General features: G+C 66.4%; 19 protein-coding genes, 1 tRNA gene and 2 riboswitches. Of the genes, 12 read left to right on the top strand and 8 right to left on the bottom strand.

The annotated features are described in order from the left end of the window. Positions 1 to 17: 17 nt before the first annotated feature. Complete coding sequence (mgtA, locus tag FM113_RS17735; protein ID WP_217896048.1) at positions 18 to 2,717, bottom strand: magnesium-translocating P-type ATPase; 2,700 nt, start codon at positions 2,715 to 2,717, stop codon at positions 18 to 20. A gap of 265 nt (positions 2,718 to 2,982) precedes the next feature. Further along, a riboswitch (M-box (ykoK) riboswitch) is annotated at positions 2,983 to 3,149 on the bottom strand. A gap of 145 nt (positions 3,150 to 3,294) precedes the next feature. Here mgtA and FM113_RS17740 point away from each other — a divergent pair. Continuing rightward, positions 3,295 to 3,669: a hypothetical protein gene (locus tag FM113_RS17740; RefSeq protein WP_087016321.1), complete on the top strand. Its 375-nt coding sequence runs from the start codon at positions 3,295 to 3,297 to the stop codon at positions 3,667 to 3,669. A 35-nt stretch (positions 3,670 to 3,704) separates the two neighbouring features. On the opposite strand, the gene FM113_RS17745 is transcribed toward FM113_RS17740, so the two are convergent. Further along, positions 3,705 to 3,884 carry a YegP family protein gene (locus tag FM113_RS17745; protein WP_087016323.1) on the bottom strand — a complete coding sequence of 60 codons (180 nt, stop codon included), beginning with the start codon at positions 3,882 to 3,884 and terminating at the stop codon, positions 3,705 to 3,707. 179 nt (positions 3,885 to 4,063) lie between these two features. Between FM113_RS17745 and FM113_RS17750 the strand changes: the two genes are divergently transcribed. Further along, positions 4,064 to 4,660 carry a TetR/AcrR family transcriptional regulator gene (locus FM113_RS17750; RefSeq protein WP_087016325.1) on the top strand — a complete coding sequence of 199 codons (597 nt, stop codon included), beginning with the start codon at positions 4,064 to 4,066 and terminating at the stop codon, positions 4,658 to 4,660. Between the two features lie 200 nt (positions 4,661 to 4,860). Here the strand turns inward: FM113_RS17750 and FM113_RS17755 are convergent, their stop codons facing one another. From FM113_RS17755 to FM113_RS17770, 4 genes are all read right to left on the bottom strand, one after another. Then, the gene (locus tag FM113_RS17755; RefSeq protein ID WP_087016327.1) at positions 4,861 to 5,514 is read right to left on the bottom strand and encodes an SHOCT domain-containing protein; all 654 of its coding nucleotides are present in this window, start codon (positions 5,512 to 5,514) and stop codon (positions 4,861 to 4,863) included. A gap of 149 nt (positions 5,515 to 5,663) precedes the next feature. Next, positions 5,664 to 5,755 (bottom strand) — tRNA-Ser (locus FM113_RS17760). 81 nt (positions 5,756 to 5,836) lie between these two features. Further along, a complete protein-coding gene (locus FM113_RS17765) occupies positions 5,837 to 7,144 on the bottom strand; it encodes an LCP family protein (RefSeq protein ID WP_087016328.1) in 1,308 nt (435 codons plus the stop codon). 122 nt (positions 7,145 to 7,266) lie between these two features. Next, positions 7,267 to 9,927 carry a helix-turn-helix transcriptional regulator gene (locus FM113_RS17770; protein ID WP_140393413.1) on the bottom strand — a complete coding sequence of 887 codons (2,661 nt, stop codon included), beginning with the start codon at positions 9,925 to 9,927 and terminating at the stop codon, positions 7,267 to 7,269. A gap of 115 nt (positions 9,928 to 10,042) precedes the next feature. On the opposite strand from FM113_RS17770, the gene FM113_RS17775 reads away from it, so the two are divergent. The 10 genes from FM113_RS17775 to FM113_RS17820 all read left to right on the top strand — a co-directional run bounded on the left by FM113_RS17775 (position 10,043) and on the right by FM113_RS17820 (position 22,201). Beyond that, complete coding sequence (locus tag FM113_RS17775) at positions 10,043 to 10,921, top strand: exodeoxyribonuclease III (protein ID WP_087016329.1); 879 nt, start codon at positions 10,043 to 10,045, stop codon at positions 10,919 to 10,921. Positions 10,922 to 10,968: 47 nt separating this feature from the next. Next, positions 10,969 to 11,835, top strand: a complete 867-nt coding sequence (locus tag FM113_RS17780; RefSeq protein WP_087016330.1) for an exodeoxyribonuclease III — start codon at positions 10,969 to 10,971, stop codon at positions 11,833 to 11,835. Between the two features lie 39 nt (positions 11,836 to 11,874). Then, the gene (trpS, locus tag FM113_RS17785; protein WP_087016331.1) at positions 11,875 to 12,885 is read left to right on the top strand and encodes a tryptophan--tRNA ligase; all 1,011 of its coding nucleotides are present in this window, start codon (positions 11,875 to 11,877) and stop codon (positions 12,883 to 12,885) included. Between the two features lie 393 nt (positions 12,886 to 13,278). After that, positions 13,279 to 15,420, top strand: a complete 2,142-nt coding sequence (locus tag FM113_RS17790) for a bifunctional lysylphosphatidylglycerol flippase/synthetase MprF (RefSeq protein WP_087016332.1) — start codon at positions 13,279 to 13,281, stop codon at positions 15,418 to 15,420. Next, entirely contained in the window at positions 15,417 to 16,145 is a 729-nt protein-coding gene (locus FM113_RS17795; protein WP_254909084.1) for a DUF1345 domain-containing protein, read from the top strand. The genes FM113_RS17790 and FM113_RS17795 overlap by 4 nt, the downstream gene beginning before the upstream one ends. Positions 16,146 to 16,226: 81 nt before the next feature. Continuing rightward, positions 16,227 to 16,368, top strand: a riboswitch (FMN riboswitch). 56 nt (positions 16,369 to 16,424) lie between these two features. Continuing rightward, the gene (gene ribD / locus FM113_RS17800; RefSeq protein WP_087016344.1) at positions 16,425 to 17,534 is read left to right on the top strand and encodes a bifunctional diaminohydroxyphosphoribosylaminopyrimidine deaminase/5-amino-6-(5-phosphoribosylamino)uracil reductase RibD; all 1,110 of its coding nucleotides are present in this window, start codon (positions 16,425 to 16,427) and stop codon (positions 17,532 to 17,534) included. Next, positions 17,534 to 18,226 (top strand): riboflavin synthase, encoded by a 693-nt coding sequence (locus FM113_RS17805; protein ID WP_087016333.1) that lies wholly within the window; start codon positions 17,534 to 17,536, stop codon positions 18,224 to 18,226. The genes ribD and FM113_RS17805 overlap by 1 nt, the downstream gene beginning before the upstream one ends. After that, positions 18,223 to 19,509, top strand: coding sequence for a GTP cyclohydrolase II (ribA, locus tag FM113_RS17810; RefSeq protein ID WP_087016334.1), 1,287 nt, complete (start codon positions 18,223 to 18,225; stop codon positions 19,507 to 19,509). Before FM113_RS17805 ends, ribA begins: the two co-directional genes overlap by 4 nt. Before the next feature lie 49 nt (positions 19,510 to 19,558). Continuing rightward, positions 19,559 to 20,086: a 6,7-dimethyl-8-ribityllumazine synthase gene (gene ribH / locus FM113_RS17815; RefSeq protein WP_087016335.1), complete on the top strand. Its 528-nt coding sequence runs from the start codon at positions 19,559 to 19,561 to the stop codon at positions 20,084 to 20,086. A gap of 117 nt (positions 20,087 to 20,203) precedes the next feature. Further along, complete coding sequence (locus FM113_RS17820; RefSeq protein ID WP_087016336.1) at positions 20,204 to 22,201, top strand: ABC transporter ATP-binding protein; 1,998 nt, start codon at positions 20,204 to 20,206, stop codon at positions 22,199 to 22,201. Between the two features lie 155 nt (positions 22,202 to 22,356). Here the strand turns inward: FM113_RS17820 and FM113_RS17825 are convergent, their stop codons facing one another. Both FM113_RS17825 and FM113_RS17830 read right to left on the bottom strand, forming a co-directional pair. After that, positions 22,357 to 23,448, bottom strand: coding sequence for an acyltransferase family protein (locus FM113_RS17825; protein WP_087016337.1), 1,092 nt, complete (start codon positions 23,446 to 23,448; stop codon positions 22,357 to 22,359). Positions 23,449 to 23,457: 9 nt separating this feature from the next. Further along, the gene (locus FM113_RS17830; RefSeq protein WP_087016338.1) at positions 23,458 to 24,048 is read right to left on the bottom strand and encodes a hypothetical protein; all 591 of its coding nucleotides are present in this window, start codon (positions 24,046 to 24,048) and stop codon (positions 23,458 to 23,460) included. Between the last annotated feature and the right edge of the window lie 218 nt (positions 24,049 to 24,266).

Raw genomic sequence — 24,266 nt, forward strand, 5'->3', positions numbered from 1 at the left:
TCGCGGGGTCGGAGCGGCTAGATCCACTCTCCAAAGCGGCGAATATAGAGCCGCTTCGCGATGTGCACAAGGACGCAATAGGTCAGAAGCGTCCCGACCAACCAAGGGAAATAGGTCACCGGCAGCGGCACCAGGCCGAGCGCGGCCCCGAATCCGGTGAAGGGCAGTACCAGGCCGAACAGGCAGACAATCGACGTGGCAATGAGGAGCGGAGCGCTCGCTCGCGACTGCACAAACGGGATCCGGCCGGTGCGGAGTAGGTGCACGATCAGGGTCTGCGAGATGATCGACTCGATGAACCAGCCGGACTGGAAGTACGCCGCCTGGTCGACCGAGTTCGCAGCGAACACGAACCACATCAACGCGAACGTCGTAATGTCAAAGATCGACGACAGCGGCCCGATCCGAAGCATAAATCGCACAAGTGTCTTCGACTCCCACCGCCGGGGCTTGCGGATCTGTTCGGGGTCAACGCAGTCCCACGGCAAGGTCAGCATCGACAGGTCGTAGGAGAGATTCTGCACGAGCACCACGATCGGGATCATGGGGAGGAACGGCAGGAGCGCGCTGGCCACGAGCACCGAGAACACGTTTCCGAAGTTTGAGGACGCCGTCATCTTGATGTACTTCATCGTGTTCACGAAGGTGCGGCGACCCTCCATCACCCCGCGTTCAAGCACTGTGAGATCCTTCTCCAGCAGGATGATGTCCGCGGATTCTCGTGCAATATCTACCGCGGTGTCCACCGAAATTCCCACGTCTGCAGTGCGGAGCGCTGGGGCGTCGTTGATGCCGTCGCCCAAGTACCCCACCGTGCGCCCGCCCTCGCGCATCGCTTCGATGATGCGTGCTTTCTGCGTCGGGTTCGCCTTCGCGAAGACGCTCGTGTGGGACGCAAGATCGGCGAGCTTGCTCAGCGAAAGGCTGTCGGTTTCTTCGCCCAACACCACCTGGCCGACGTCAATCCCGACTTCACGGCACACTGTGGCAGCGACAAGTGCGTTGTCCCCCGTGATCACCTTCACATCGATACCGTGGGCGGCGAGACTGCGTAGCGCCGGCTTCGCCGAGGCCTTGGCCGGATCCAGGAACGAAAGAATACCGACGATCGTCATCGCCTGCTCGTCAGCCACCGTGTACTCAATGTCGCGCGCGTCCCGGGCTTCTCCCGCCGCGGGCGGGAATTCGGCCAGTGGACCCGCGATCTCCCGGATCGCGACCCCGAGCACTCGCATCCCGAGCGAATTCTGCTCGGCCACGATGCCCTCAATTTCACGGCGGCGCAGGTCCGTGAGCGCGCGCCGATCCTCGCCCACAATCTCCCACTCGGCGACAGTAAGAATCTCTTCAATCGCACCCTTGGTCACGATCACGTGCGTATCACCCTCGGCAACAACCACGGACATGCGCCGACGCGCAAAGTCGAACGGCATCTCGTCGATCAGTTCGTACCGGGTGATCGCTCGGTCCAAGTCATCTCCGGCGGTCGTCAGCACGGCCTCGTCCAGCAGGTTTCGGAGTCCCGTTTGGAAGTGCGAGTTGACGGTGGCCCAGCCCAGGGTGCGATCGCTGGAGTGCCCCGAGGTGTTCAGGTGTCGCTCCAGTACGATCCGATCCTCAGTGAGCGTGCCGGTCTTGTCCGTGGCGAGAACGTCCATGGCGCCCAAATCTTGGATCGCGGCCAGCCGCTTCACGATCACCCGCTGCCGCGACATCAGTTGCGCGCCCTTCGCGAGATTCGCCGTCACCACGAGCGGCAGCATCTCCGGCGTCAGCCCAACCGCGGTCACCACCGCGAACATGAATGCACTGCCCCAGTCCTTCGTGATGCCGTTGATGATGAACACGGCGGGCACGATCACGGCCATGAATCGGATCAGCGTCCAGGTGACCTTGGAGATTCCAGTATCGAACGCGGTCTCGGGCCGCGCCCCCTGAATGGCGGCGGCGAGATTTCCGAACGCTGTCCGGTCCCCAGTCTGCAACACGAGGACGGTGCCGGATCCCGACACTACAGAGGTGCCCATGAATCCGAGGTTTTCCGCTTCGAGCGGCTCACGCGAGCTCGGGCCCGGGGTCGCCTTCTTCTCGACCGGCATCGACTCGCCCGTCAGCAGGGCCTGGTTCACCTGCAGATCCGTGCTGCGCAGCACACGAACGTCAGCCGGCAGCATGTCGCCGGCGGCGAGCTCGACGATGTCGCCAGGCACGATCTCTTCAAGCGGGAGCTCGCCGGTGACGGGGGCCCCGTCGACCCGTCGGGTCACTGCCGAGGTCGTGCGGACGAACGCCGCCAAGCGCTCGGCGGCTAGGCTGGACCGAAACTCCTGCCAGAACCGCATGATCGAGCTCACGAGCACCATCGTGCTGATCGTGATGACGCCGATCCAGTCGGCCCCCTCCTCGGGGTCGGCGAGCAGCACATCCGTCACGAACATGACCGCGACCAGGCCGATCAGGATCAGAATGAAGGGGTTCATCAGCGTCCGCAGGTACTGCACGATGGGGGCGGACGGGCGCGTATGGCGCACAACGTTCGGGCCCCACTTGGCGAGCCGAGCCTGCGCGTCCTCGCGCGTCAGGCCGCGGCGCTCGGAATTGACAAGTGCGAGCGCACCGTCTGCGCTGGCGACAGTGGCCTGCTCCAGCAGCCTGGTATCGGCCGAACCTGTCGGCTGCATACCCCGCCGGGTGATGTCGATGGGTGTGGTGTTCATGGTGGCTCCTTGGCGCACAGACGCGCACCGCAGCACCGCCCGTTGGCGGCGTGGGGGCGTCGATTCATCACGTGCAGCGAGGAAAACCTCGCTCTACCGCGAGGCGGAGCCGTCCAACCCAGGAAGTGTCAGCGTGTGGGCTGCTGGTCGGAGGCGAAAGCGCCGCGCGGGTTCTCAGATCGACTATGGCCGTCACTCACGGTGCACCTCCTCAACGTCGGCAGCGCTCGCCAACACGAGCAGGCCGGAACCGAGTGTCCCGTGCGTCACACCTCCACGTCAGAGCTTTGGCACTGTGCGACGTATCCTCTGGGGAATCCGCTTGGGGTCGACCCTTAATCCGGGAAGACCTGTCCTCAGCCTGGGCGTCTCTCGACGTCGTGGGATGAGCGGACTGTGTTCGCGCAGGAGCCTCGCCGAACGAAGCGCTACGGGCTGAAGCCTAGGCGGCATGCGCCCGGAGCGCAAGCTGTGCGGAACGCCGTCCACTTTACTGACGCCGTTGACAGGCCACCACGGAGCTTTCAGACTAGGAGGACGGGGCACGGGGATGTCCACACACGCAGGAGGTGTCCCCATGGCCGAATCGCCGAGCGCGCTCCCCGACGAGCAGCTCCGTTGTCTCTCCCCCGCCGATCAAGACGAGATTCTCAACGCCGTCGCACAGGGCCGCGCGGTCTCCGATGCGCGGCTCGCGCCGCTCGCCGTTGCCTACGCGCATCGCTGGCACAGTGTCGGAGGGACGCGGCTCTATCGCAGCGTGTGGTACCTCGGTGTTGCCGCGCTCGTGCTCGCCGTGTCCTTCACCGCGGCCGAGTGGCCGGGGGTGGTCGTCTGCGCGGCGGTACTCGCACTGTGTCCACAGCTCTCGCGGCGCAGGATCGCGCGCGCGTGGCGCGCCGAGGCACAGAACCGAGAGCTTCTCGGGTGGGCACCGCATCCGGCACCCTGAGTGTGCCGGGCCCGCGAGCCCGGCACAGGGATGATCTAGTCGAGCTCGACGATCTCAGCGACGGGTGCGTTCTTCTGCACCGAGGCGATACCGTTCTTCGCCGCGGAGCGCGACGAATATCCTTCCGACACCGCGATGACCTCGCCGTTGGCGGCTTTCAAACGGAACCGGCTCTCGCCAGCTTTGTCCGTGTAGATCTCAAATCGAGCGGCCATGCGGTACTCCCCCTTCGAATAAGTGATTCCGCAGCTAGCGTTACACACTGTCACCAAAAACGCTACGCATACGTGATCCCAATATTCCCGCTTCTGGACGATTGCGTCGGTGCGGGAGCCGCGCCTCAAAAACCGATACAGTCAGAGCATTACCCAGCACCCGCTCGCAGGAGGGAACCGTGGGACGGCCGCAGAACCCCGCCAGGCGTGGAGAGCTCATCGAGCAGATCCTCGCGCTCACCACGACGCTGCCCATCGCGAAGCTCACCTTCCGCACAGTCGCCGCAGCACTGGAAGTCACGCCGTACACCCTCGTCTATCATTTTGGCACCCGCCAGGGCCTCATCGACGCGGTTCTCGAACAGGCGGTGCAGACAAAAACCCGCCTGATCGGTGGGGTGGAGTTTGCGCATCTCTCGCGTGCAGCAATGGCGGAGACCCTTGGCGCGGTGTGCCTCTCAGTGGTTGCCGCGGACGGGGTGGCCGCGGTCCGGTTGCAGTTCGAGGGTGCCGCCCTCGAAGGAGTCGATCCTGACGTGGGTGCGCACGTCAGCGCAATGTACCTCGCATGGAAGTCGGAGTTCGGCTGCTGGCTACAAAATCAGGGGGTCGCTCCGGAGCGCACTCCGCTGCTCGCCCGCATCATGGCCGACTTTCTCGTCGGCATCCAGTACGGCCACCTCGTCTCCGAGAATGGGGCGCAGGCAGTGGAAGCCTTCGACGTGTTTTTGCCGGCTTCACGCAGCTCGCCTTCGCTGAGGAGGCGCAGAGCCTGACCGCGGGCACCCAGTAACAGGGATAAAAGGCGGAGAGCCGCCCCCTCAAGGGGGTGGGGAAGGGCGACCCTCCGCAACGTGCGTCCAGCACGGGAATATTTCAGGGGGTTGAGGCCCATCCAGCCCGGTCGCGAAGAACAATTTACCCGCTCCGACCTGCATTTAGCAAACGGTCGTTATGTATTCCCAGCAAGTCGCGGTCACAGCCGAGAAAGCAGTTCAGCCTTCTTCGCAGAAAACTCGTCTTCGGACAGGATTCCTGCTTCCTTCAGTGACGCAAGCTGCCGCAATTGCTCCGCGAACTCGGTTGGCGCGGTCCCGTCAACCGCGACCAGCTCCGCTCTGCTTTTCCGCGCGGGAACCCTATCTCGCACGAGATCCGCAACCAGGTCGAATGCCTTGTCAGCTACTGTCGGCAGCGCGCCCTCCTCATCGGCCCCTTGGGGCTGGGCAGCGTCGGCGCCCACAGGAGAAGGCTCAACACGGCGGCTCGCGACCGCGAGCCCCAGATGCGTAAAGAGGGCGTCGGGCAGCTTAACCAGTGACTGTTTGCCGTCCAACCAATCGATGCGCACTGTTCGATCGGGCTTCCTGGACTCCAAGGCGGCACCAATCGCAGCCGAAGCAGCTTTTCCGATCCGCCCCGGAAGCACCACCCCGGCGGCTGCCTTGCCCATCGAGGCAAGACCCCCAGCCCCTGTGGCCGAAGGAACCTCCTGCCAGGAGAGAACGGTGTCACTAGTGATCTTCCGGCCCTTGAAACCAACCTGCACTAGGAGATCGCTCCCGAACTTCGAAACGGTAACGCTGGCGTCTAGGTAGGTACCGCCAATGACACGTCCACTTGAGCTCATGCAGTGACTCTAACCCCTCTTGTGAAGTGCCACGCCGGAACGCCCCGAGGAGGGACTTGCCGCCGCACGCTCGTCAGGACAAACCGGCCCCGACACAGCAAAAACCCCCGGCCAGCGTGAGCTGATCGGGGGTTTTCATGGTGTTCATCTGGCGGAGACGGGGGGATTTGAACCCCCGGTCGAGTTTAACCCCGACCCTTCATTAGCAGTGAAGTCCGTTCGGCCGCTCCGGCACGTCTCCATACGTGAGCACCAGCAATGATTCTACCGGACGAAAGGGGCGAGCAGGAAATCGGCCCGCCCACACCGGCAAAATCAGGGCCTAAAACACCGTCCGCCCCGCAGAGCACGCTTCCGTGTCTGCGCTGAGGCCGGTGATGTTGTCGGGAAGTTTTGCGGGCCCGGAATCCTCTGCGGGTGGGGCAGTTGTCGGATCGACCGGCACAACCGGCTCTCCCGTGTTCGGATCGATCTCGGGTTCCGCACCCTCCACGGGGGCCGCCGGGTCGACCGGTGTCTCGGTCACCGGCGCGTTCGGATCGACGCCGTCAACGGCGACGCCCTCGCCGACGCCGGTCACGGAGAACGGCTGACCACTCTTGATCATGTCAAAGAGCAACTCGGCGCTCGCACGGTCGGGGGTCAAGCGGCCTGACTCGTACGGGTGATCGAACGTGGGGTACTGCACGAAGTTGATCCGGTCGAGATCAATGTCCTTCACCGTACCCGCGACGGCCTGCATGAACTGCACGCTCGCCATGTTGCTCGAGAGTGTCATGTTCTCCACGCCCGCCTTTGCCAGGCCGTACACCTTGACCGGGTCGGAGAGCGTTTCGGCGTCCTTGAGCTTGCGTACGAGCGCGGACATAAACACCTGCTGATTACTGATGCGGCTCGTATCGCCGCCGTTGCCAACGCCGTGGCGGGTGCGGAGGAACTGCAGTGCGTCCCATCCGACGAGCGTGTTCATGCCGGCGGGAAGGTCCAGGTCCGCTTTTTCGTCAACGATCGCCTGTGTCAGGCAGACATCGACCCCGCCGATCGCATTGGACACTCCCACGACACCGTCAAAGGTAATGAGGCCCGCGTTCGGGATATCCATCCCCGTGAGTTCGGAGACCGTCTGCGCTACGCACGGCAGCCCGCCGTACATCATGGCGCTGTTGAGCTGCTGCTCACTCATCGCGGGGAAGTAGTTGGGTTCCCCATCAAAGCCAGGGCAACTGGGGAACGGAACCATCAGGTCGCGCGGCAGACTCACCACGGTGGCGTTCTGGTGGTCTGCGGAGACATGGAGCAGCAGGTTGACGTCGTTGAGTTCGCCTTCCTCGCCGTCGTCCCAGGACTGCCCTTGGCGGGAGTCCGATCCAACGAGCAGGATCGTCAGCGCACCGTCGATCGACTGCGACCCCGCATCCACTCCGGACGCTTCGTTACCGAGTTCCACAGTGTTGAGGTTCTGCACGAGCCCCCAGACGGCGTACGCGACCGTGGCCACTCCGGACAGCGCGACCACAATCATCGCGGTGAGCAGCACGCGGAGCGCGTTCCCCCACGCGTTGGAGCGACGCAGCTTTCCGTGACGCACAAAGGCGGGACGCGCGGCATCGCCTGCGGTGTTCTTGGCCATTCAGATTCCAGTTCCTCGGGGACGCCACCGGGCGGGTGTCCGACGATAGCGTCCTAATTTACCGGAGCCTACTGTACGCAGGCTTGGAACCCAGGGACGGCGGCCCTGGGACGCACAGGCGATCAGGGAGCATCCACGCCGAGGTGTGGGGCACGATCCCGCGCCGCCCAGCGTCCCAGCTCGTCTCGGTTCTCGACGCCTGTTTTCGCGAAAATGTTCGAGAGGTGGGTTTCCACAGTGCGGGCCGAAATGTGCAACCGCTCCGCAATGAACTTACTGCTGTGCCCGAGAGCCGCGAGCAGCGCGATCTCGCGTTCCCGAGCGGTGAGGTCAGCGGCGGGCGGGAGTGGAAGCCAGACCCCCAGGCCGGCGAGCATACGCACCTCGGGCTCATCCGAGTGTGTGGCAGCGGCCCCGGGGCCCTGCGCAATGCGTTCAATATGGGCCAAGAAGGCACCCGAGAGCGGCGGATCAACCTCGGCCGCTGCCCGTCGCGCGCGCTCGACGAACTCGGGACTGGCGGCCCTGGCCTCCGTCGCCAGCACGTGCAGCGCCAGCAGCTCGATCAGCGGAAGCTCCTCTTCCCCAGCCCACGTCAGGACGCGCTGTGCTTCGGCAACTGTGTCGGGGAGCCGCAGCCACTGCCGCGCACGCAGCGCCAGAAGGCGGCGCGTGCCCGCGAGCACCTGCCCCATCCCACGAGTGGGTGCCGCAGCGCTATGGAGTGCCCGCAGCGCGGAGTCCCGCTCACCCAACACGGCGAGCGCGTGGGCGAGCGCGGCCTGAACCAAGGGCGCGACACCATAGCTGTCGTGCCGATCCAAGCGTTCAAGCAATAGCTCGGCGGTCTGCGCCGCATCGGCCCAGCGCCCTTCCTGCACGCTAATCAGCACCGCACCAGCCTCGACGAGTCCGGTATACCGCGCTTCAGCGTGCGTGTCCGTGTGAACCTCGGTAGTGAGTTCGTCGAGCACCTGGCGTGCCGACTCAGCACTTCCGCTCACCCAGAACCCCATGAGCCACCCGAAACTGTGCATGTCGACAAAGTCGGGTCGCGCCCGCGGCCCGAGTCGACTCAGCTGCCGGGTATTTTCTGCGCTCGCGAGAGCGCGCTCAAACGCGCCCTGCTGGTCGAGGATCAAGGTGTGGATCGCCCGCGCCGGCGAGCGAACCCACTCGGTCTTGAGGTCGGAGGAGACATCCGGTCCGGGTGCCGCGAGACCGGCGTCACGGAGCCGTCCGGCGTACGCAAGAATTTGGACGCGCGCGCTGCGCACCGCTTCCTGAACTGGCCCGTCCTCCGCCGCCGCCTGCGCTTCCAGGTTCGCGATTGCGGCGAGCGCAACGTCACAGTCCCCGTCGTCCCAGATCTCTTGTTCGATGAGCGTGCTCTGGAGCCGAATGCGGAGCATCGGAGTCAGCGCATCGCATCGTGTCGGGTCCGCGAGTAGCGCACGCATCATTCCGAGCAAGGGCCGGAGCGTCCCTGCATCTCCCAGAAGCCGCGAGATCCGATACGCGCGGAGTGCCGCGGTCGCAGCTTGCCCCGCATCGGCTCCCGCATGGGCGGTCACGGCGAGGGCGAGGTTTAGCACCAGCCGGGGGTCGCCGCCGCGCACGGTCTGTTCGAACGCGGCCCACAACCAGGGAAACGGGAGGACGTGTCCACCCTCGAGACCGAAGACGACAAGTCGCATGAGTCGGTCTGGTGCGTACACAGGGTCGACCGCGCCGAGATCCTCGGAGAGCAGTCGAAAGATCTGATCGTTGAGCTGGATCCGTCGGACTGGCGACATCCCCGCCCGCAGCAAGGAAGCGAGCAACGGGTGCCCCGCCACGAGGGAACTCCCCTCGGAGCTCGGCTTCGACATGAGGAGGCCACGCTCGAACAATACCGAGACGCACGCGGCGTCCATACTGCGCAATAACGCGGTCTCCGTCACAGGCTCGGCAAGGGCAACAAGCTCGAGCACCTCAAGCTCGGCCGGGGTACTCGTTCCCATGAGGACGCGGGCGTATCCGCTCGGCACCTCATCGGAAACCGCCGTTGACCACGCGGCACCGCGACTGCGCCGGAGCGTCCCGGCGCTCTCACTGGAAAGTGCGAGCACCGTGAGTGCGTAGCTGTTTCCTCCGGCGGCGTCGACCCAGCGTCGCAGTGTTTCGGCTTCGATCCGGTCTACCCCGAGCAACTCGCTCAGGTACGCGTCGGCTTGCGCAAGATCGAGGGGTGCCACCGAGATCCGGCTGCGTCCGGGGCCGCTACTCAACTGCTCGACGCCCGTTGTCAGTTGCCGGGCGGTGGCGACCGCCCGCACCCGCGCATCGCGGAAGAGCAGCTCCAGCACCCGCGTATCCCGCGGGCTATACCCGTCGATGCTCGGGGCTACGAGCATCACCTCACCAGAGGCGGCGCTCGCCACCATTCCGGCGAGAATACGTGCGGCGACGGCGGCGGTGTCGCCCGCGTCCCCACCGCCGGCATCGGCAACCTCGGCGAAGACGGAAGCGACACCACTGGTCTCGTGAGGGGGCTGCGGAAGTTCAATGACGGTGCTCTCGCCCTGGTGGGTGGCGACCAGGCTCGCGGCCTCACGCGCCAGAGCGAGGCGTCCGGTACCCCCTTCGCCCACGAGCAGCACAATCGCTCCGGGTGCCGCGAGATCCACGACGATGCGCTCGAGCCGATCCGGCACCGCTGCAGCAATGCTTGCCTGCTGGCGCGCAAAGCGGGCCGCCAGCTCCGGTGGGCCGAGGTCGGGAGAACCCAAGTCTGCCTGCACGATTTACCCCCAGTAAAACTTTGGACTGTGTTCATAACAATCATCGAGCACAACGTCCCCCCACCCAAATCTTGCCTCATACTCGGGGGAAAGTCTCAGCCGATAGGCTGAAACCATGCGCATCGCCACATGGAACGTCAATTCGATCCGCACGCGATTCGGTCGCGTCGTCGACTGGCTCGTTCGCGAAGACATCGATGTCCTCGCCATGCAAGAGATCAAGTGTCGACCTGATCAGTTTCCAGTCGAAGCCTTTGAACAAGCTGGGTACGAGCTTAAGATTAACGGCCTCAATCAGTGGAACGGCGTCGCGTTCGCGAGCCGTCACGAGATGACCGATGTCGCTCACGGATTCGACGGAATGCCCGGGTTTGGGGCCCCCATCAAGGGGCAAGAAGCCGTCCAGGGCACCGGCCCCAACGGCCTTCCCCTCGAAGCCCGCGCGCTGGGCGTGACTGTCGGCGACCTACGCCTCTGGAGCTTGTACGTCCCCAACGGCCGCGCACTGGGCGATCCGCACCTCGAATATAAGTTGGCCTGGCTCGAGGCACTCCGCACAAGCACCACCGCCTGGTTGGACGAAGACCCCGACCTCCCGCTCGCTCTGATGGGCGACTGGAACATCGCCCCGCTCGACAGCGACATGGGTGACCCGAGCTTCCGACTGGGTGCGTCCACGCACGTCTCCCCCGAGGAGCGCGCCGCGTTCGCCGCATTCGAGCCACTCGTGCAGGACGTTGTTCGCCCGATCGCCCCCGAGGGGTATACCTTCTGGGACTACAAGGCGGGCCGCTTCCCGAAGGACGAGGGGATGCGGATCGACTTCATTATGGGTTCTCCCGCATTCGCTGACGCCGTGACCGGCGCCTCCATTCATCGTGACGAGCGCAAGGGCGACTCCCCCAGCGACCACGTTCCCGTCGTGTGCGACATCGATCCGTCACTACTCACCGACACCTTTGAAGACGAGTACGACCGCCCGATGGTGTTCTAGGGGTTCGCGCACCCGCAGTGTCGGTGGCCCCGCATAGACTAGAGGGCATGGTCGAAACCCTGCGCGTCGCGTCCGTTAACGTCAATGGCATTCGTGCCGCCTACCGCAAGGGGATGGGCGAGTGGCTCGCCGCCCGTGACGTTGACGTGCTCGCGCTCCAAGAGGTGCGCGCCCAGGACGAACACCTGGAGGAGTTCCTCGGCAGCCAGGGGTGGCACTTCGTGCACGATCCCTGCGAGATCAAGGGACGGGCTGGCGTCGCAATTGCGAGCCGCGTGGCCCCTGTGGCACATCGCGTGGGCCTCGGTGCCGCCGATGCCCAGGATCAGATCCAGTCCTCGGGCCGTTGGATCGAGGCGGACTTCGAGATCGCTGGCACCCCGATTACCGTGGTCTCCAACTACACCCATTCCGGCGAGGTCGACACTCCGCGCCAGGACGCAAAGTGGGCGTTCCTCGACGCGATGGGCGTGCGCATGCGCGAGCTCGCGGACGAGCGCGATCTCGTCGCCATCGTTGGCGACTTCAATGTGGGCCACCGCGAACTGGACATCAAGAACTGGAAGGGCAACGTGAAGCGTGCAGGGTTCCTGCCTCGCGAGCGTTCCTACTTCGACCGCTTCTTCGGCGAGCGCGACGCAGCCATCACCGGCGTAGACGGCACCGAGGGCACCGGCCTCGGCTGGGCGGACGTGGGCCGCCGCTGGGCCGGCGAGGTCGACGGCCCCTATTCCTGGTGGTCCAACCGCGGCCAGGCCTTCGACAACGACACGGGTTGGCGCATCGACTACCACGCTGTCACCCCGCAGCTCGCAGAGCGCGTCACCCACTACACGATTGATCGCGCCGCGTCCTACGCCGAGCGATGGTCCGACCACGCTCCCGTCGTCGTCGACTACCGCATCGCCGACTGACCCCGCATCCGTCACCCCTCACACTTTCTGGACACACTCATGAACGCATCACCCAAGCCCGTCCTGTTCTCCGGCATGCAGCCTTCAAGCGATTCGTTGCACCTCGGAAACTACATCGGGGCCCTCAGCCAGTGGACGCAGATGCAGGAAGACTTCGACGCGTTCTTCTGCGTGGTCAACCTCCACGCGATCACCGTGCCGCAGGACCCGAAAGAACTCGCCGAGCGCACCCGCACCACCGCGGCGCAGTACATCGCAGCGGGCATCGACCCGGCGAAATCCACGCTGTTCGTGCAGTCGCACGTCTCCGCCCACGCGGAGCTCGCCTGGGTCCTCAATACGCTGACCGGATTCGGCGAGGCCAGCCGGATGACCCAGTTCAAGGACAAGTCACAGCGCTTCGGATCTGACACCACCTCCGTTGGCCTGTTCACTTACCCGGTGCTCATGGCTGCCGACATTCTGTTGTACCAGGCCGCGTCCGTGCCCGTGGGCGAGGATCAGCGTCAGCACGTCGAGCTGACACGCGACCTCGCAACGCGCTTCAACTCTCGCTTCGGTGACACCTTTGTGGTGCCGGAGGCGCAGATCCAGCAGGGCACCGCGAAGATTTACGACCTGCAGGATCCGACATCAAAGATGTCGAAGTCCGCGGAGACCGAGGCCGGCCTCGTGAAGGTCCTCGACTCCATGAACGTGACCAAGAAGAAGATCATGCGCGCGATCACCGACGACGAGGCGAGCATCCGCTTCGACCGGCAGGCGAAGCCCGGCGTCTCGAACCTGCTTACCGTGTACTCGGTGCTCAGCGGTCGCAGCATCGACTCGATTGTGGACGAGTACGCGGGCCGCGGCTACGGTGACCTCAAGAAGGGGCTCGTGGAAGTTGTCGACGGCGCACTCACCCCGGTGCGCGAGCGCACGGAGGAGCTGCTGGCGGATCCCGCGGAGCTCGATCGCCTGCTCGCCGGGGCCGCGGATCGCGCGAACGCCGTCGCGAACCAGACGATGGACCTCGTGTACGAGCGCATGGGCCTGCTGCGCCGCTAGTTCCGCGCTGCCGCACTCCTGAGAACGGCTCGCCCCCACGCGGGGCGAGCCGTTCTGCGTCTGCCGCTTTTCTGCTCGCTCCGCCCCTCCCCGCAGTCACGAACCGCAAGGAGATCCACGAACATCAAGGACTTTTCTAGCCCCAAACGGTACCTCGCCGAAGAATCTCCGTGATTTTGGTGAGCCCGGAGCCTCGGGATCGGGGAACACTATTGGATCGGAGGGCGGCAAACCCGGCGCAGCGCGGGAAGCCAGGCGGCGGGTGGGAAGCCAGGCGGCGGGCAGGGAGACACGCGGAGCGCGGGAAGCCACGCGGAGGGCAGGGAGACACGCGGAGGGCGACAGCGCGCTTCTCGAACCCCAGATCGGGCCGAGAAACTCTAGACTGTGTCCATGACCGACGACGTCGCCCCGCACGCTGCCCCGGCCCCTTCCCAGCAGGGTCCGGCCCGGCCAGGCCCGGTCACCGTGCTGCGGCGACTCCCGTTCACCCTGAGCTTTCTCGCGGCGCTGCTCGCGGTCGGCATTCTGAGCGGATCGCTTTGGCGCGCGGCGAGCGATCAGCCGTGGTACTCCCAGGTAGCGACGGGCCTGCCCGCATTCGCCGAGGGGCGTTGGTGGACTCTCGTCACGTCACCGTTCTTCGTGGACCACCCACTCGTCTATCTCACGCTGCTGCCGCTCGTCGTTGGCGGCCTCGGGTGGGCCGAGTGGCGCTTCGGCGCGCTGCGCACGGCCGGCCTGTTCATCGCCGGACACCTCGTGGGCGTGCTCGGGGCGGCCGGAATCCTCATGCTCGTTTCCCCGAGTGGTTGGCACTGGGCGGTCGCACTTTCGGAGGCGCGGGACGTGGGGCCCTCGTGCGGGGCGCTCGCCGCGCTCGTCTTCGCGATCGCCACGCTTCGCGCGCCCTGGCGGCTGCGCGCCCGCCTCGCCGTGGTCCTGTGGGTCGGTATTTCGGTGCTCTACCTCGGGCAGCTCCACGACCTCGAACACGCAGTCGCCATGGTCGCGGCGCTCTTCGCGAGCGGTTGGATTCCCGCCTTCCGCCACCCGGCGGGCCGCCCCAGCGAGCGTGAGTGGCGGCTCCTCGCATTCGCGGGACTCATCGCCGTTGGCGTGGTCCAGGTCATCGACCTGGTGGTGCCTTACAACGGCCCGCTCGGACAGAACGAGCCTGTCGCCTCGGGCCTCGATGTCCTCGTTGACGTCGTTGTCATCGCGCTCATCGCCAACGGGGTGCGACAGGGGATCCGCGTGGCCTGGATCTGCGCGCTCGCCCTGGGAGCGTTTAACCTCCTCACCGCGGCGTTCGGCTTCGCGCTTGTGCCCCTCCTCGTCGAATTCCGCCTGATCGCCTCCCCCGCCGAAATTCTCGGTGCGCTCATCGCCCCTGCGGCGCTCTGGGCAGCGTTGCTCGTGATTCTGATCGCCGGTCGCGGCGCCTTCCGCGTCCCACTGCGCCGCGCGCGCCGCGTGCTCGCTGCCGAGCCCCTCACCACCGCACAGGCGACGGCCCGGCTGCGCACATTCGGTGGCGGCACGATCTCCTGGATGACAACGTGGCGCGGCAACCAACACGTCTCAGCGGGATCCGGCGCAATCACGTTCCAGGCCCACGCGGGAGTGGCAATTATGCTGGGCGACCCCATCGTCGCCCCGGGTGAGCACCGTGCAGCCTTCCAGGAGTTTGCCGGGCTGTCCCAGCGCGCGGGCCTGATCCCCTGCGCGTTCTCCGCGAGTGCCACAAGTGCGGCGGCGGTTCCCGAAGGGTGGCGCTCGGTCATCGTCGCCGAGGACACAATCGTGGATCTCCCCGGCCTCGCGTTCACGGGGAAGCCGTGGGGTGCGGTGCGCACCGCGATCAACCGCGCGAGCCGCGAGGGCATCGAGTTTCGCATGGTACGGCTCGCGGACGAGCCCTGGAGTGTGCTTGCTCAGGTGCGCGCCATTTCGGAGCAGTGGACCGGCGACAAAGGACTTCCCGAGATGCGGTTCACGCTCGGCACCGTCGACGAGGCGCTCGACCCCGAGGTGTGGGTCGGGGTCGCGGTCGACGCCGAAGGCAGTCTCCATGGGGTAACCTCCTGGCTTCCCGTGCACGGGCCCGCGGACCCCGTCACCGGCGAACCCCGGGTGATCGGCTGGACGCTCGATCTCATGCGCCGCCGCGACGGTGGGTTCGGGCCCGTCATGGAGTATCTCATCGCCTCTTCTGCGCAGCACTTCTCGGAGCAGGGGTATGAGATCTTGTCGCTCTCCGGGGCACCACTCGTACGTCCCGAGGACGCCGCCGCCGGGCCGGTCGACCAGGTTCTGGAGCAGTTGGGCGGGCTCATTGAGCCGCTGTACGGGTTCAAGTCGCTGCACCGCTTCAAGCAGAAGTTCAACCCCCGATCCGAATCCCTGTATCTGCTGTTCCGGGACGAGGGCGACCTCCCTCGCATCGGCATCGCGCTCACCCGCGCGTATCTCCCCGACGCTTCACTTCGCGACCTCGTCGCCTCTGCCGCCACCGCTGGGAAAGACGCATGACCACGCCCACGCCGCACCACCCGGCACCTCGAAACGTTCCGCTCGGCACCTTTGGCGCAATCCTCAGCGTGACCGGCGAAGTGCTCGGCCTCATCATGCAGCTCCTGCTGATCTGGGTCGGATGGGACATCGTGTGGGGCACCGACGAGGCCTTCGACCTCATACCGATGCTGTTCTGGTGTGGGATCGCCTCGATCTACCTGCTGTCGACGGTGCTGTCACTGAATATTCTGGTGCGCATCAACGAACCGGATCCGGCGGCCACCCGCGTCCTGGTGGGCCATCCGCTGACCCGCATGCTCTCGACGATCACCACGTTCGGGTCGAGCATCATCGGCCTCAGCGTCGCGACGGACCTGATCACGAGTATCGGCCAGGACCTCCACGATCCGGCCGGCGAGTTCACCGCGGTCTGGGCCATGCTCCTCGCTTGGGCGATGTTCAACTGGGGCTACGCGCGGATCTATTTCTCCCGCTATCACCGTGCCGGGACGCCGCCACTCGAGTTTCCGGGGACCGCCGAACCTCGCCTCGTCGACTTCGTGTACCTCGCGTTCACGAACGCCACGACGTTTGCGGTCTCGGACGTGAAGGTCGTGAACTCGCACATGCGGTGGACGATCGTGTGGCACACAACGCTCGCGTTCTTCTTTAACGCCCTGATCATCGTCCTGACGATGAACGTCATCGCGAACGGCCGGCTTTTCGCGGAGCTGTTCTCGTAGTGACGTAAGTATTCCGGGTTCCGCCAGCGGCGGAACCCGTTCGCTGGGGTAGCCCAGCGGGTCGGGGCGCGGTAGCATGGTCCCGTGTTCCGGGGTCGGTGAGAATCCGAACCGGCGGTGACAGTCCGCGAACCCTGCTTCCGCAGGGCCGATCCGGTGAAATTCCGGTACCGACGGTGATGCACGGCTCAGGCCGTGCTAGTCCGGATGAGAGGAACGCGCGATCGCGGCACCCCCGCGACCCTGCGCGCACCCGGTACGCAGAAACAGGCGGACGGGATGCTCGAGCAGACGCTCATCGAATCGGCGATGGAACGCGCAGTGACCCTTGCGGCGCGCGGCCCCGAGTTCGATGACAATCCCCGTGTGGGATGCGTGCTCCTCGACCCCGAGGGTCGGATCCTGTCGGAGGGCTGGCACCGCGGCGCAGGCACGCCACACGCCGAGATCGACGCGCTAAGCCGCGTACCGGCCGAGTGGCAGAGCCGCCTCAGCGAGGTGACGGCCGTCGTGACGCTAGAGCCCTGCAACCACACCGGCCGCACGGGCCCCTGCGCTGTCGCACTTGCCGAACGCGGCATCGGCGCGGTCGCATACGCTCTCGCGGATCCTGGCCAGGCGTCCTCGGGCGGTGCCGACACGCTACGCCGGGCGGGCGTCGACGTCCAGGGCGGGTTCCTCGCGGGTCCGGCCCGCGCGCTCCTCACGGGATGGTTGGCACGGCGAGAGGCGGCCGCTGGATCCGGCGCACCACGCTCCGCCGCGGCTCCCCGCCCCCGGGTCACCGTGAAGTGGGCGCAGACCCTCGACGGGCGCGCCGCTGCCGCCGATGGTTCAAGCCAGTGGATCACCGGTGCGGACGCGCGGGGTGACGTGCACCGCCGCCGGGCCGAGGCCGACGCGATCCTCGTCGGCACTGGCACACTGCTCGCGGACGATCCGGCACTCACCGCCCGCGCCGAAACCGGTGGACTTCTGGTTCCCGCGGCCGAGCAGCCCGTCCCCGTGGTCATGGGGCACCGGGCGATCCCCGCCGACGCACGGATCCTGCACCACCCAGCGCTCGCGGCACACGACCTGAAGCTGCCGCTCCGGATCGCCGGCGATGATCTCGCCGCCGACCTCGCGACACTACACGCACACGGCGTGCGTCACCTTTTCGTGGAGGGCGGCCCAACTGTTGCGAGCGCGTTTCTGGCCGCCGGGCTCGTCGACGAGGTGCTCGTCTACATCGCCCCGGCGCTCCTCGGCGGGCCCCGGCTCGCCCTCGGCGATCTCGGAATCCCGTCGATCGCCGACATCTCACGTCTCCGCGTCACGCACACCGCACAACTCGGAGCTGATCTACTGATCAAGGCCACGGTCGTTCCGGCCCAGAAAGGAAACTGATGTTCACGGGACTCATTGAGGAAATCGGGGAGATCGTCAACATCGACCCCGTTGACGATTCACTTCGTCTCACGATTGCGGGGCCGCTCGTCACGAGCGACGCGACCCACGGCGCATCCATCTCGGTGTCCGGCGTCTGCCTCACCGTGATCGAGCAGGGCAGCACCGCGGACGGCCGCGGCACCTTCACAGCCGACGTCATGGCGCAGTCGATTCGCATGTCGACCCTTGGCGAGCTCGCCGCGGGCAGCGCGGTGAACCTTGAGCGTGCGGTCCGCGTCGACACGCGCCTCGGTGGCCACATCGTCCAGGGACACGTCGACGGCACCGCCACACTGCGCTCGATCACGCCCGCGGACGCCTGGCGGGTGCTCCGCTTTGAGTTGACGCCAGATCTCGCGCCGCTGCTTGTCGATAAGGGGTCGGTGACGCTCTCCGGCGTCTCGCTCACGGTCTCCGCGATCTCTGACCCGGACGAGGCGAACGCCTGGTTCGAGGTATCACTGATCCCCGAGACGCTCGCCGCGACAACCCTCGGTGCTCTCGAACCCGGCGATCGCGTCAACGTCGAGACCGACATCCTGGCCCGCCATGTTGCCCGTATGCTGCGCCTCGGCGTTGTCCCCGCAGCCCCCGGCACCACCTCCGCTTCTGACATTGCCACCACGCCCACCGAAGGATCACACGCATGAGCCTCGAAGCTACTCCAGCAGCGCCCCGCACCCCCGGTATTGCCTCCATCGAAGAGGCAATCGCGGCGATCAAGGCGGGCCTGCCCGTCATCGTCGCCGACAACGAGGATCGTGAAAACGAGGGCGATGTCATCATCTCCGCGGAACTCGCGAGCCAGGAATGGATCGCCTGGACCGTGCACTGGTCGTCAGGCCTTATCTGCGCCCCGATGACCAATGAGATCGCGAACCAGCTCGATCTCCCGATGATGGTCTCGCGCAACGAAGATGTCCGCTCCACGGCGTACACCGTGACTGTCGATGCAGCCGAGGGCATCACGACCGGCATCAGCGCAAGTGACCGCATGACCACGCTGAAGGCGCTGGCCAAAGCCGACGCCGTTCCCACAGATGTGCGCCGCCCCGGCCATATCTTGCCGCTGCGCGCGGTCGACGGCGGCGTGCGCGCCCGCGACGGCCACACTGAAGCCGCGGTCGAGCTCATGCGTCTCGCGGGCCTCCGCCCGGTCGCTGGCATCGCCGAGATCGTGGCCGAGGACGGGGAGATGATGCGCCTCCCCGGCCTCATCGAGCTCGGGGCGCGCGAGGGCGTGCTCGTCACTACGATCGAGCGTCTCATCGCGTACCTGAACGAACACGATCCTGAGGGGGCACCGGCCGGAGAGACCGTGAACCGCCGGGTCAGCCTGCGCGCCAACACGCTGCTCCCCACCGAGCACGGCGAGTTCCGCGCGCTCGCGTACCGGGACCGCCGCGCCGGGGTCGACCACATCGCGCTCGTCGCCGCCGGCCCGGACGGTGCCCTGCCCTCGGGCGAGGCCCTCGTCCGCGTGCACTCCGAGTGCATCACCGGCGAAGCCTTCGGCTCGCTGAAGTGCGAGTGCGGCCCGCAGTTGGACACCGCACTAGACCTCATCAACGAGCGCGGCGGCGTCGTCGTATACCTCCGCGGTCAGGAGGGGCGCGGGATCGGCCTCGCGAACAAGCTCCGCGCGTACCAGCTCCAGGAGGAGGGCCTTGACACGCTCGACGCCAACCTGCAGCTTGGCCTGCCCGCGGACGATCGCGACTACACCGCCGCCGCGGAAATCCTTGCCGACCTGGGCATCGATCGGGTGCGCCTGCTCACGAACAACCCGGACAAGGTCACGCAGCTCGAGGGCCAGGGACTCACAGTTGTTGAGCGTGTCCCGCTGCTCGTGGGCGTCACCGAGCAGAACATCGGCTACCTGAACGCGAAGCGCGATCGGATGGGGCACGAGCTGCCCGACTCGGTCGGCTAACACCGCAGATCTCCAATCCCCCACACGATCTCACACTGAAGGAGCCCCCATGAGCGGAGCAGGAGCCCCGAACCTTTCCGTCGACGCGACCGGACTGCGCGTCGCGATCATCGCAGGAAGCTGGCACGAGGAGATCATGTCTTCCCTCGTGAGCGGCGCCCAGGAAACCCTGTCGGGATCCGGCGCAGAACACACACTGTTCCGCGTCGCTGGCGCGTTCGAGCTGCCGCTGGCCGCGCAGGTGGCGCTGACCCCGGTGAGTGCGGGCGGCGGCGGCTTCGACGCGGCCGTGTGCCTGGGCGTCATTATCCGTGGCGGCACCCCGCACTTCGATTACGTGTGCAACGCCGTCACCGACGGACTCACACGAGTCCAGTTGGATACGGGCCTCCCCGTGGGCTTTGGCGTGCTCACCGTGGACACCGAACAGCAGGCGCTGGATCGCTCCGGCCGGCCCGGTGCACCCGAGTCGAAGGGGCAGGAAGCCTCCGAAGCCGCGTTGCACCTCGCCGTCACCGCACGCCGGATCCGCGAGGCCGGGCCGACGCTACGACTCGTTCCCGGCACCGAACGGTAGTCCGCGTTCGGCGGTCGCGCTGCCGCGGTGACCTGGTCATCCCACTCGAAATCTGAGCGGGGCGATTGGGCCCCCGCGGCAGCGTGCTGTCAGGGGTGGAGGGCTAGAGTTGATCCTATGTCTGAGCACTCCGCCGCGCCCGCCGAGGAACGCCCGAAACGCGGCCGAGGCCGCGGCACCTCCGGCGACAAGGACGGCCCGCGCGGCCCCCGCGCATCGCTGAAGGAGCTCATCCCGTACCTGTTCGAGCAGCGCCGTCTGCTCGTGGTCGCGCTCGTACTCGGGGTCATCGGCGCGATCACCTCGCTCGTGCAGCCGCCCATCCTTGGACAGCTCATCACCCGGGTCGAATCGGGGCAGGCACTCACAAGCCTGCTGGTGCTGCTCTCCGCGATCGTGGTGGTTGACGCTGTGCTCAGCGGCTTCCAGCACTACGTACTGCAGCGCATGGGCGAGGGCGTCGTGCTCACCAGCCGGAAGCAGCTGATCGCCAAGATCCTGCACCTCCCGATCTCCCAGTTCGATCAGCGTCGCACCGGCGACCTGGTCTCTCGCATTGGCAGCGACACGACGCTGCTCCGCGCCGTTCTCACGCAGGGGCTCGTCGAGGCGCTCAGCGGGCTTCTTGTCTTCGTGGGCGCACTCATCGGTATGCTCGTGATCGATCCACTGCTGTTCGGGATCACCTTCGGCGTGATCCTCGTTGCGCTTGTCGTGGTGGTGCTTGTGTCGGGCAAGATCCGGCCGGCCGTTGCGCAGGCCCAGGAAAAGGTGGGGGATCTCGCCGCGCAGGTTGACCGCTCCGTGTCTTCGATCCGGACTATCCGCGCCGCCGGAGCCGCCGAGCGCGAGCAGCTCGCCACCGAGGCCGACGCGACCTCCGCGTACCGACTCGGGCTCAAAGTCGCGCGGATCTCAGCTCTGATCGTTCCGATCTCGTTCCTCGCGATGCAGCTTTCCTTCCTCATCGTGCTGGGGCTCGGCGGGTTCCGCGTGGCGACCGGTGCGATCACGATCGCGCAGCTTGTCATGTTCATCGTGTTCCTGTTCCTCATGATCACCCCGCTGGGCCAGGCTTTTGGCGCGATCTCCGCAGTAAACCAGGCGCTCGGTGCGCTCGGCCGGATCCAGGAAATCACCGCGCTTTCCACCGAAACCGCGGACGATGCGAAGCGCTCCCCCCTCGGCCAAATCGTGCCGCTGTCGGCTGTCAGCTCGCCCACCGCCCCGGCGATCGCGTTCTCCGACGTGCACTTCACCTACCGCTCGGCCGCACCTGAGCGGGCCGACGTGCGCGCACTGGTGCGCACCGGACGCGGGGCCGCTCGGGACGTTCCGCCCGCGGAGATCGTCGAGACGCCCGTGCTGCATGGCGTCGACTTCACCGTCGAGCGGGGCACGCGTGTCGCCCTTGTCGGCCCCTCGGGCGCGGGCAAGTCCACCATCCTCGGGCTGATCGAGCGGTTCTATGACCCCGAGCAGGGCACCGTCTCACTGTTCGGTGCAGACCTCCGCGCGCTCGACAGGAACGAACTCCGCTCCCAGCTGGGCTACGTCGAGCAGGATGCTCCAGTGCTTGCCGGAACGCTCCGCGACAACCTGCGGCTGGGTGCCCCGCACGCTACCGATGAGGCGTGCGCCCGGGTGCTGCGCGCGGTCAACCTTGGCGGGCTGCTGGGCCGCGCCGAGGGCGGTGCCACCACCTCCGCGAACCCGCACACCGCGCCGGATCTCACACCCGCGCGGCTCGCCGCAGCCCTCGACCTGCAGGTGGGCGAGAGCGGGGTCATGCTCTCCGGCGGGGAAAAGCAGCGGCTCGCGATCGCTCGCGCCCTGCTCACCGCGCCGCCCGTACTTCTGCTCGACGAATCGACGGCGAGCCTGGACGGCGTGAACGAGCGACTCATGCGCGAAGCACTCGACTCGGTCGCGACCGGCCGCACCCTCGTCGTGATCGCGCACCGCCTCTCCACCGTTGTCGATTCGGACAAGATCGTGGTGCTCGAGGCCGGCCGGGTGATCGGCGAGGGCACCCACGCGGAACTCGTCGAGAGCACCCCGCTCTACCGGGAGCTCGCGAAGCACCAGCTGCTCGTCGCCGAGCCGGAGGCGTAGGGGCCTCGCGGGGGCGCCCGCAGGAAGCCCCGCCCAACCCGACGCATTTTCTCCAGCCCGAGCCAAGTTCCGCCAAGTCTGGCTCGCTGTGGATAAATAGGCTCGGTGGGGATGGGGCGGCAGCGGGCAGGCGACGTCTCAGGGTGACCCCGGGATCAGGGCCGAGCGTCGCGGGATTCCCGGGCGAACACCCAATCGGTGCGGGGCTCCACGATGGGGCGGAACGCCCAGGAGACCCAGCGCGTCGAGAGCAGCACCGTCAGCGCACCCCCGGCGAGCACGAGCGCGAGCACCCCAAGCTCGCCAAAGCCACCAAACCACTCGATCGCCCCGGTCTCGCGCAGCACCCACACGACCGGTCCGTGAATCAGGTACACGAAGAGTGTGCGTGTGCCCCAGACCGTCATCAGGCTCTGCCCCCGCGGCACCACGATGAGGAGGGCCAGCGTCAGTGCTACACCCAGGGCGAGCAGCACAGCGGTGACAAGTATTCCGCCGCCCACCACGCCGGCCCAGGACTCGGGCTGCCACGTGCCGATCGGCGCGTTCGTGAACAGCCAGAAATAGTCGTCCCGCCAGGTCAGCCAGCGATCGATCCGCCACACGCTCCGGAGCTGCGGGATCAGCAGGAAGGCCAGGGCAACAAGGCTCAGAACCCCCCAGGCCGCTCCCCGGGCCGCCCGTGCGGGCGCGGTGAACCATTCCCCGGTCAGCCAGCCGCGCTCCCGGGCCAGCCAACCGAGCATGAAAAACGGCAGGAAGGCGAGCGTGCGCGATGCGGAGAACTCGGTACCGATCGCAGGAATGACGCCAGCGAGGAGCGCCAGCACGATGGAAACAATAAGCGGGTGCCGCAGCCGAGCCAAGTACGGAAGCAGGATCCGCATCGTCGCGAGTGACACGAGGAACCACAGTGTCCAGGCTGGAGAGACCAAGAACGATGCCCCGGGGGTGCGCCCCTCAACGACCCCGCGAATCGCGGCCCAGATCAGTTCCCAGACGCCCCAAGTGACCAGGAGCTGAATCGTGGAGCGAACGGCTTTCGGGGAGGTATCGGCACGCGAGAACATTCCCGAGAGCAGGATCATACCGGGCATGTGGAACAGGTAGATGTAGGCGTAGAGGCCGAAGCCGAGCGCCGAGTCGGTGCGAATAGTCGAGATCAGGTGGCCAATCACGACCAGCACGATGAGCACGAATCGGGCGTTATCCCACAGGGCGATCCGAGGCTTCGTCGTCGTGCTCACACTGCCAACCTATACGGTACCGTTGGCCGTCGCCTCGGTCCTTGCCTCAGTCTGTGCGGCCGCCGCGTCGGCACGCAGCGCACGCGCGCTTGTTACTTCCCAGCCGATCCAGACAGCAAGGGCCGTGGGAAGCGCGTAGAACAGGTGCGTCGAGTTCAGGACAACTCCCGCAAGATCGGAGGTCGGCGAACCATAGGTGAACACCTGCACCAGAAGTGAGGTGACATAGCCGACAACCAGGCCCAGGCCGATGAACGCGAGGCGATGGCTGCGCCGCCGCCGCTCACTGCGGAGCAGCTTGCCCAATCCGAAGGCGAGCGCCCCCGCGTAGGTGAGGCTTGCCAGGGCAGAAATCGGGGCCGCGTAAAACGGCACCAGGAACAGCATCTGCGCCCCCGAGAACAGCGGGAGCCCGTTAACAAGTTGACTGATCGTTTCAACGACCAGGATCGTGATCGGCAAGAGCACGTTGAAGGCGAGGAAGGTGATACCAAGGCCCCGGAGAAACTCGAGCCCAGTGAAGTCCATGGGCCGCGCGGGCGTGCGCGGAGAGGGCCGCATCGGGCGAATCGGGATCTGACCACGGGTCGCGTCGCTCATACCCTCACCCTACTGCCCGAGCCAAGCGCGACCGCTCCCCTGCTCCCCTGCGCCCCTGCGCCCCCGCACCCCTCCCGCGAGAAGCCGCTTTCGCGCAGTTCCCGGCCCCTGAAGGTGCAGGATTGCGTTCTCGGCGGCCCTGGGTCGGGAGGAGAGAGGAGAGAGGAGAAAGGAGAAAGGAGAAAGGAGAAAGGAGAAAGGAGAAAGGAGAAAGGAGA

It is taken from the genome of Leucobacter sp. 7(1) (assembly GCF_900163635.1).
In the GTDB taxonomy this organism is placed as follows: Bacteria; Actinomycetota; Actinomycetes; order Actinomycetales; family Microbacteriaceae; genus Leucobacter.

Bases quoted from the DNA above. Each gene is read 5' to 3' on its own strand.
- mgtA (WP_217896048.1), bottom strand. From the start codon at position 2,717: ATGAACACCACACCCATCGACATCACCCGGCGGGGTATGCAGCCGACA.
- FM113_RS17740 (WP_087016321.1), top strand. From the start codon at position 3,295: ATGGCCGAATCGCCGAGCGCGCTCCCCGACGAGCAGCTCCGTTGTCTC.
- FM113_RS17745 (WP_087016323.1), bottom strand. From the start codon at position 3,884: ATGGCCGCTCGATTTGAGATCTACACGGACAAAGCTGGCGAGAGCCGG.
- FM113_RS17755 (WP_087016327.1), bottom strand. From the start codon at position 5,514: ATGAGCTCAAGTGGACGTGTCATTGGCGGTACCTACCTAGACGCCAGC.
- FM113_RS17765 (WP_087016328.1), bottom strand. From the start codon at position 7,144: ATGGCCAAGAACACCGCAGGCGATGCCGCGCGTCCCGCCTTTGTGCGT.
- FM113_RS17775 (WP_087016329.1), top strand. From the start codon at position 10,043: ATGCGCATCGCCACATGGAACGTCAATTCGATCCGCACGCGATTCGGT.
- FM113_RS17780 (WP_087016330.1), top strand. From the start codon at position 10,969: ATGGTCGAAACCCTGCGCGTCGCGTCCGTTAACGTCAATGGCATTCGT.
- trpS (WP_087016331.1), top strand. From the start codon at position 11,875: ATGAACGCATCACCCAAGCCCGTCCTGTTCTCCGGCATGCAGCCTTCA.
- FM113_RS17790 (WP_087016332.1), top strand. From the start codon at position 13,279: ATGACCGACGACGTCGCCCCGCACGCTGCCCCGGCCCCTTCCCAGCAG.
- FM113_RS17795 (WP_254909084.1), top strand. From the start codon at position 15,417: ATGACCACGCCCACGCCGCACCACCCGGCACCTCGAAACGTTCCGCTC.
- ribD (WP_087016344.1), top strand. From the start codon at position 16,425: ATGCTCGAGCAGACGCTCATCGAATCGGCGATGGAACGCGCAGTGACC.
- FM113_RS17805 (WP_087016333.1), top strand. From the start codon at position 17,534: ATGTTCACGGGACTCATTGAGGAAATCGGGGAGATCGTCAACATCGAC.
- ribA (WP_087016334.1), top strand. From the start codon at position 18,223: ATGAGCCTCGAAGCTACTCCAGCAGCGCCCCGCACCCCCGGTATTGCC.
- ribH (WP_087016335.1), top strand. From the start codon at position 19,559: ATGAGCGGAGCAGGAGCCCCGAACCTTTCCGTCGACGCGACCGGACTG.
- FM113_RS17820 (WP_087016336.1), top strand. From the start codon at position 20,204: ATGTCTGAGCACTCCGCCGCGCCCGCCGAGGAACGCCCGAAACGCGGC.
- FM113_RS17830 (WP_087016338.1), bottom strand. From the start codon at position 24,048: ATGAGCGACGCGACCCGTGGTCAGATCCCGATTCGCCCGATGCGGCCC.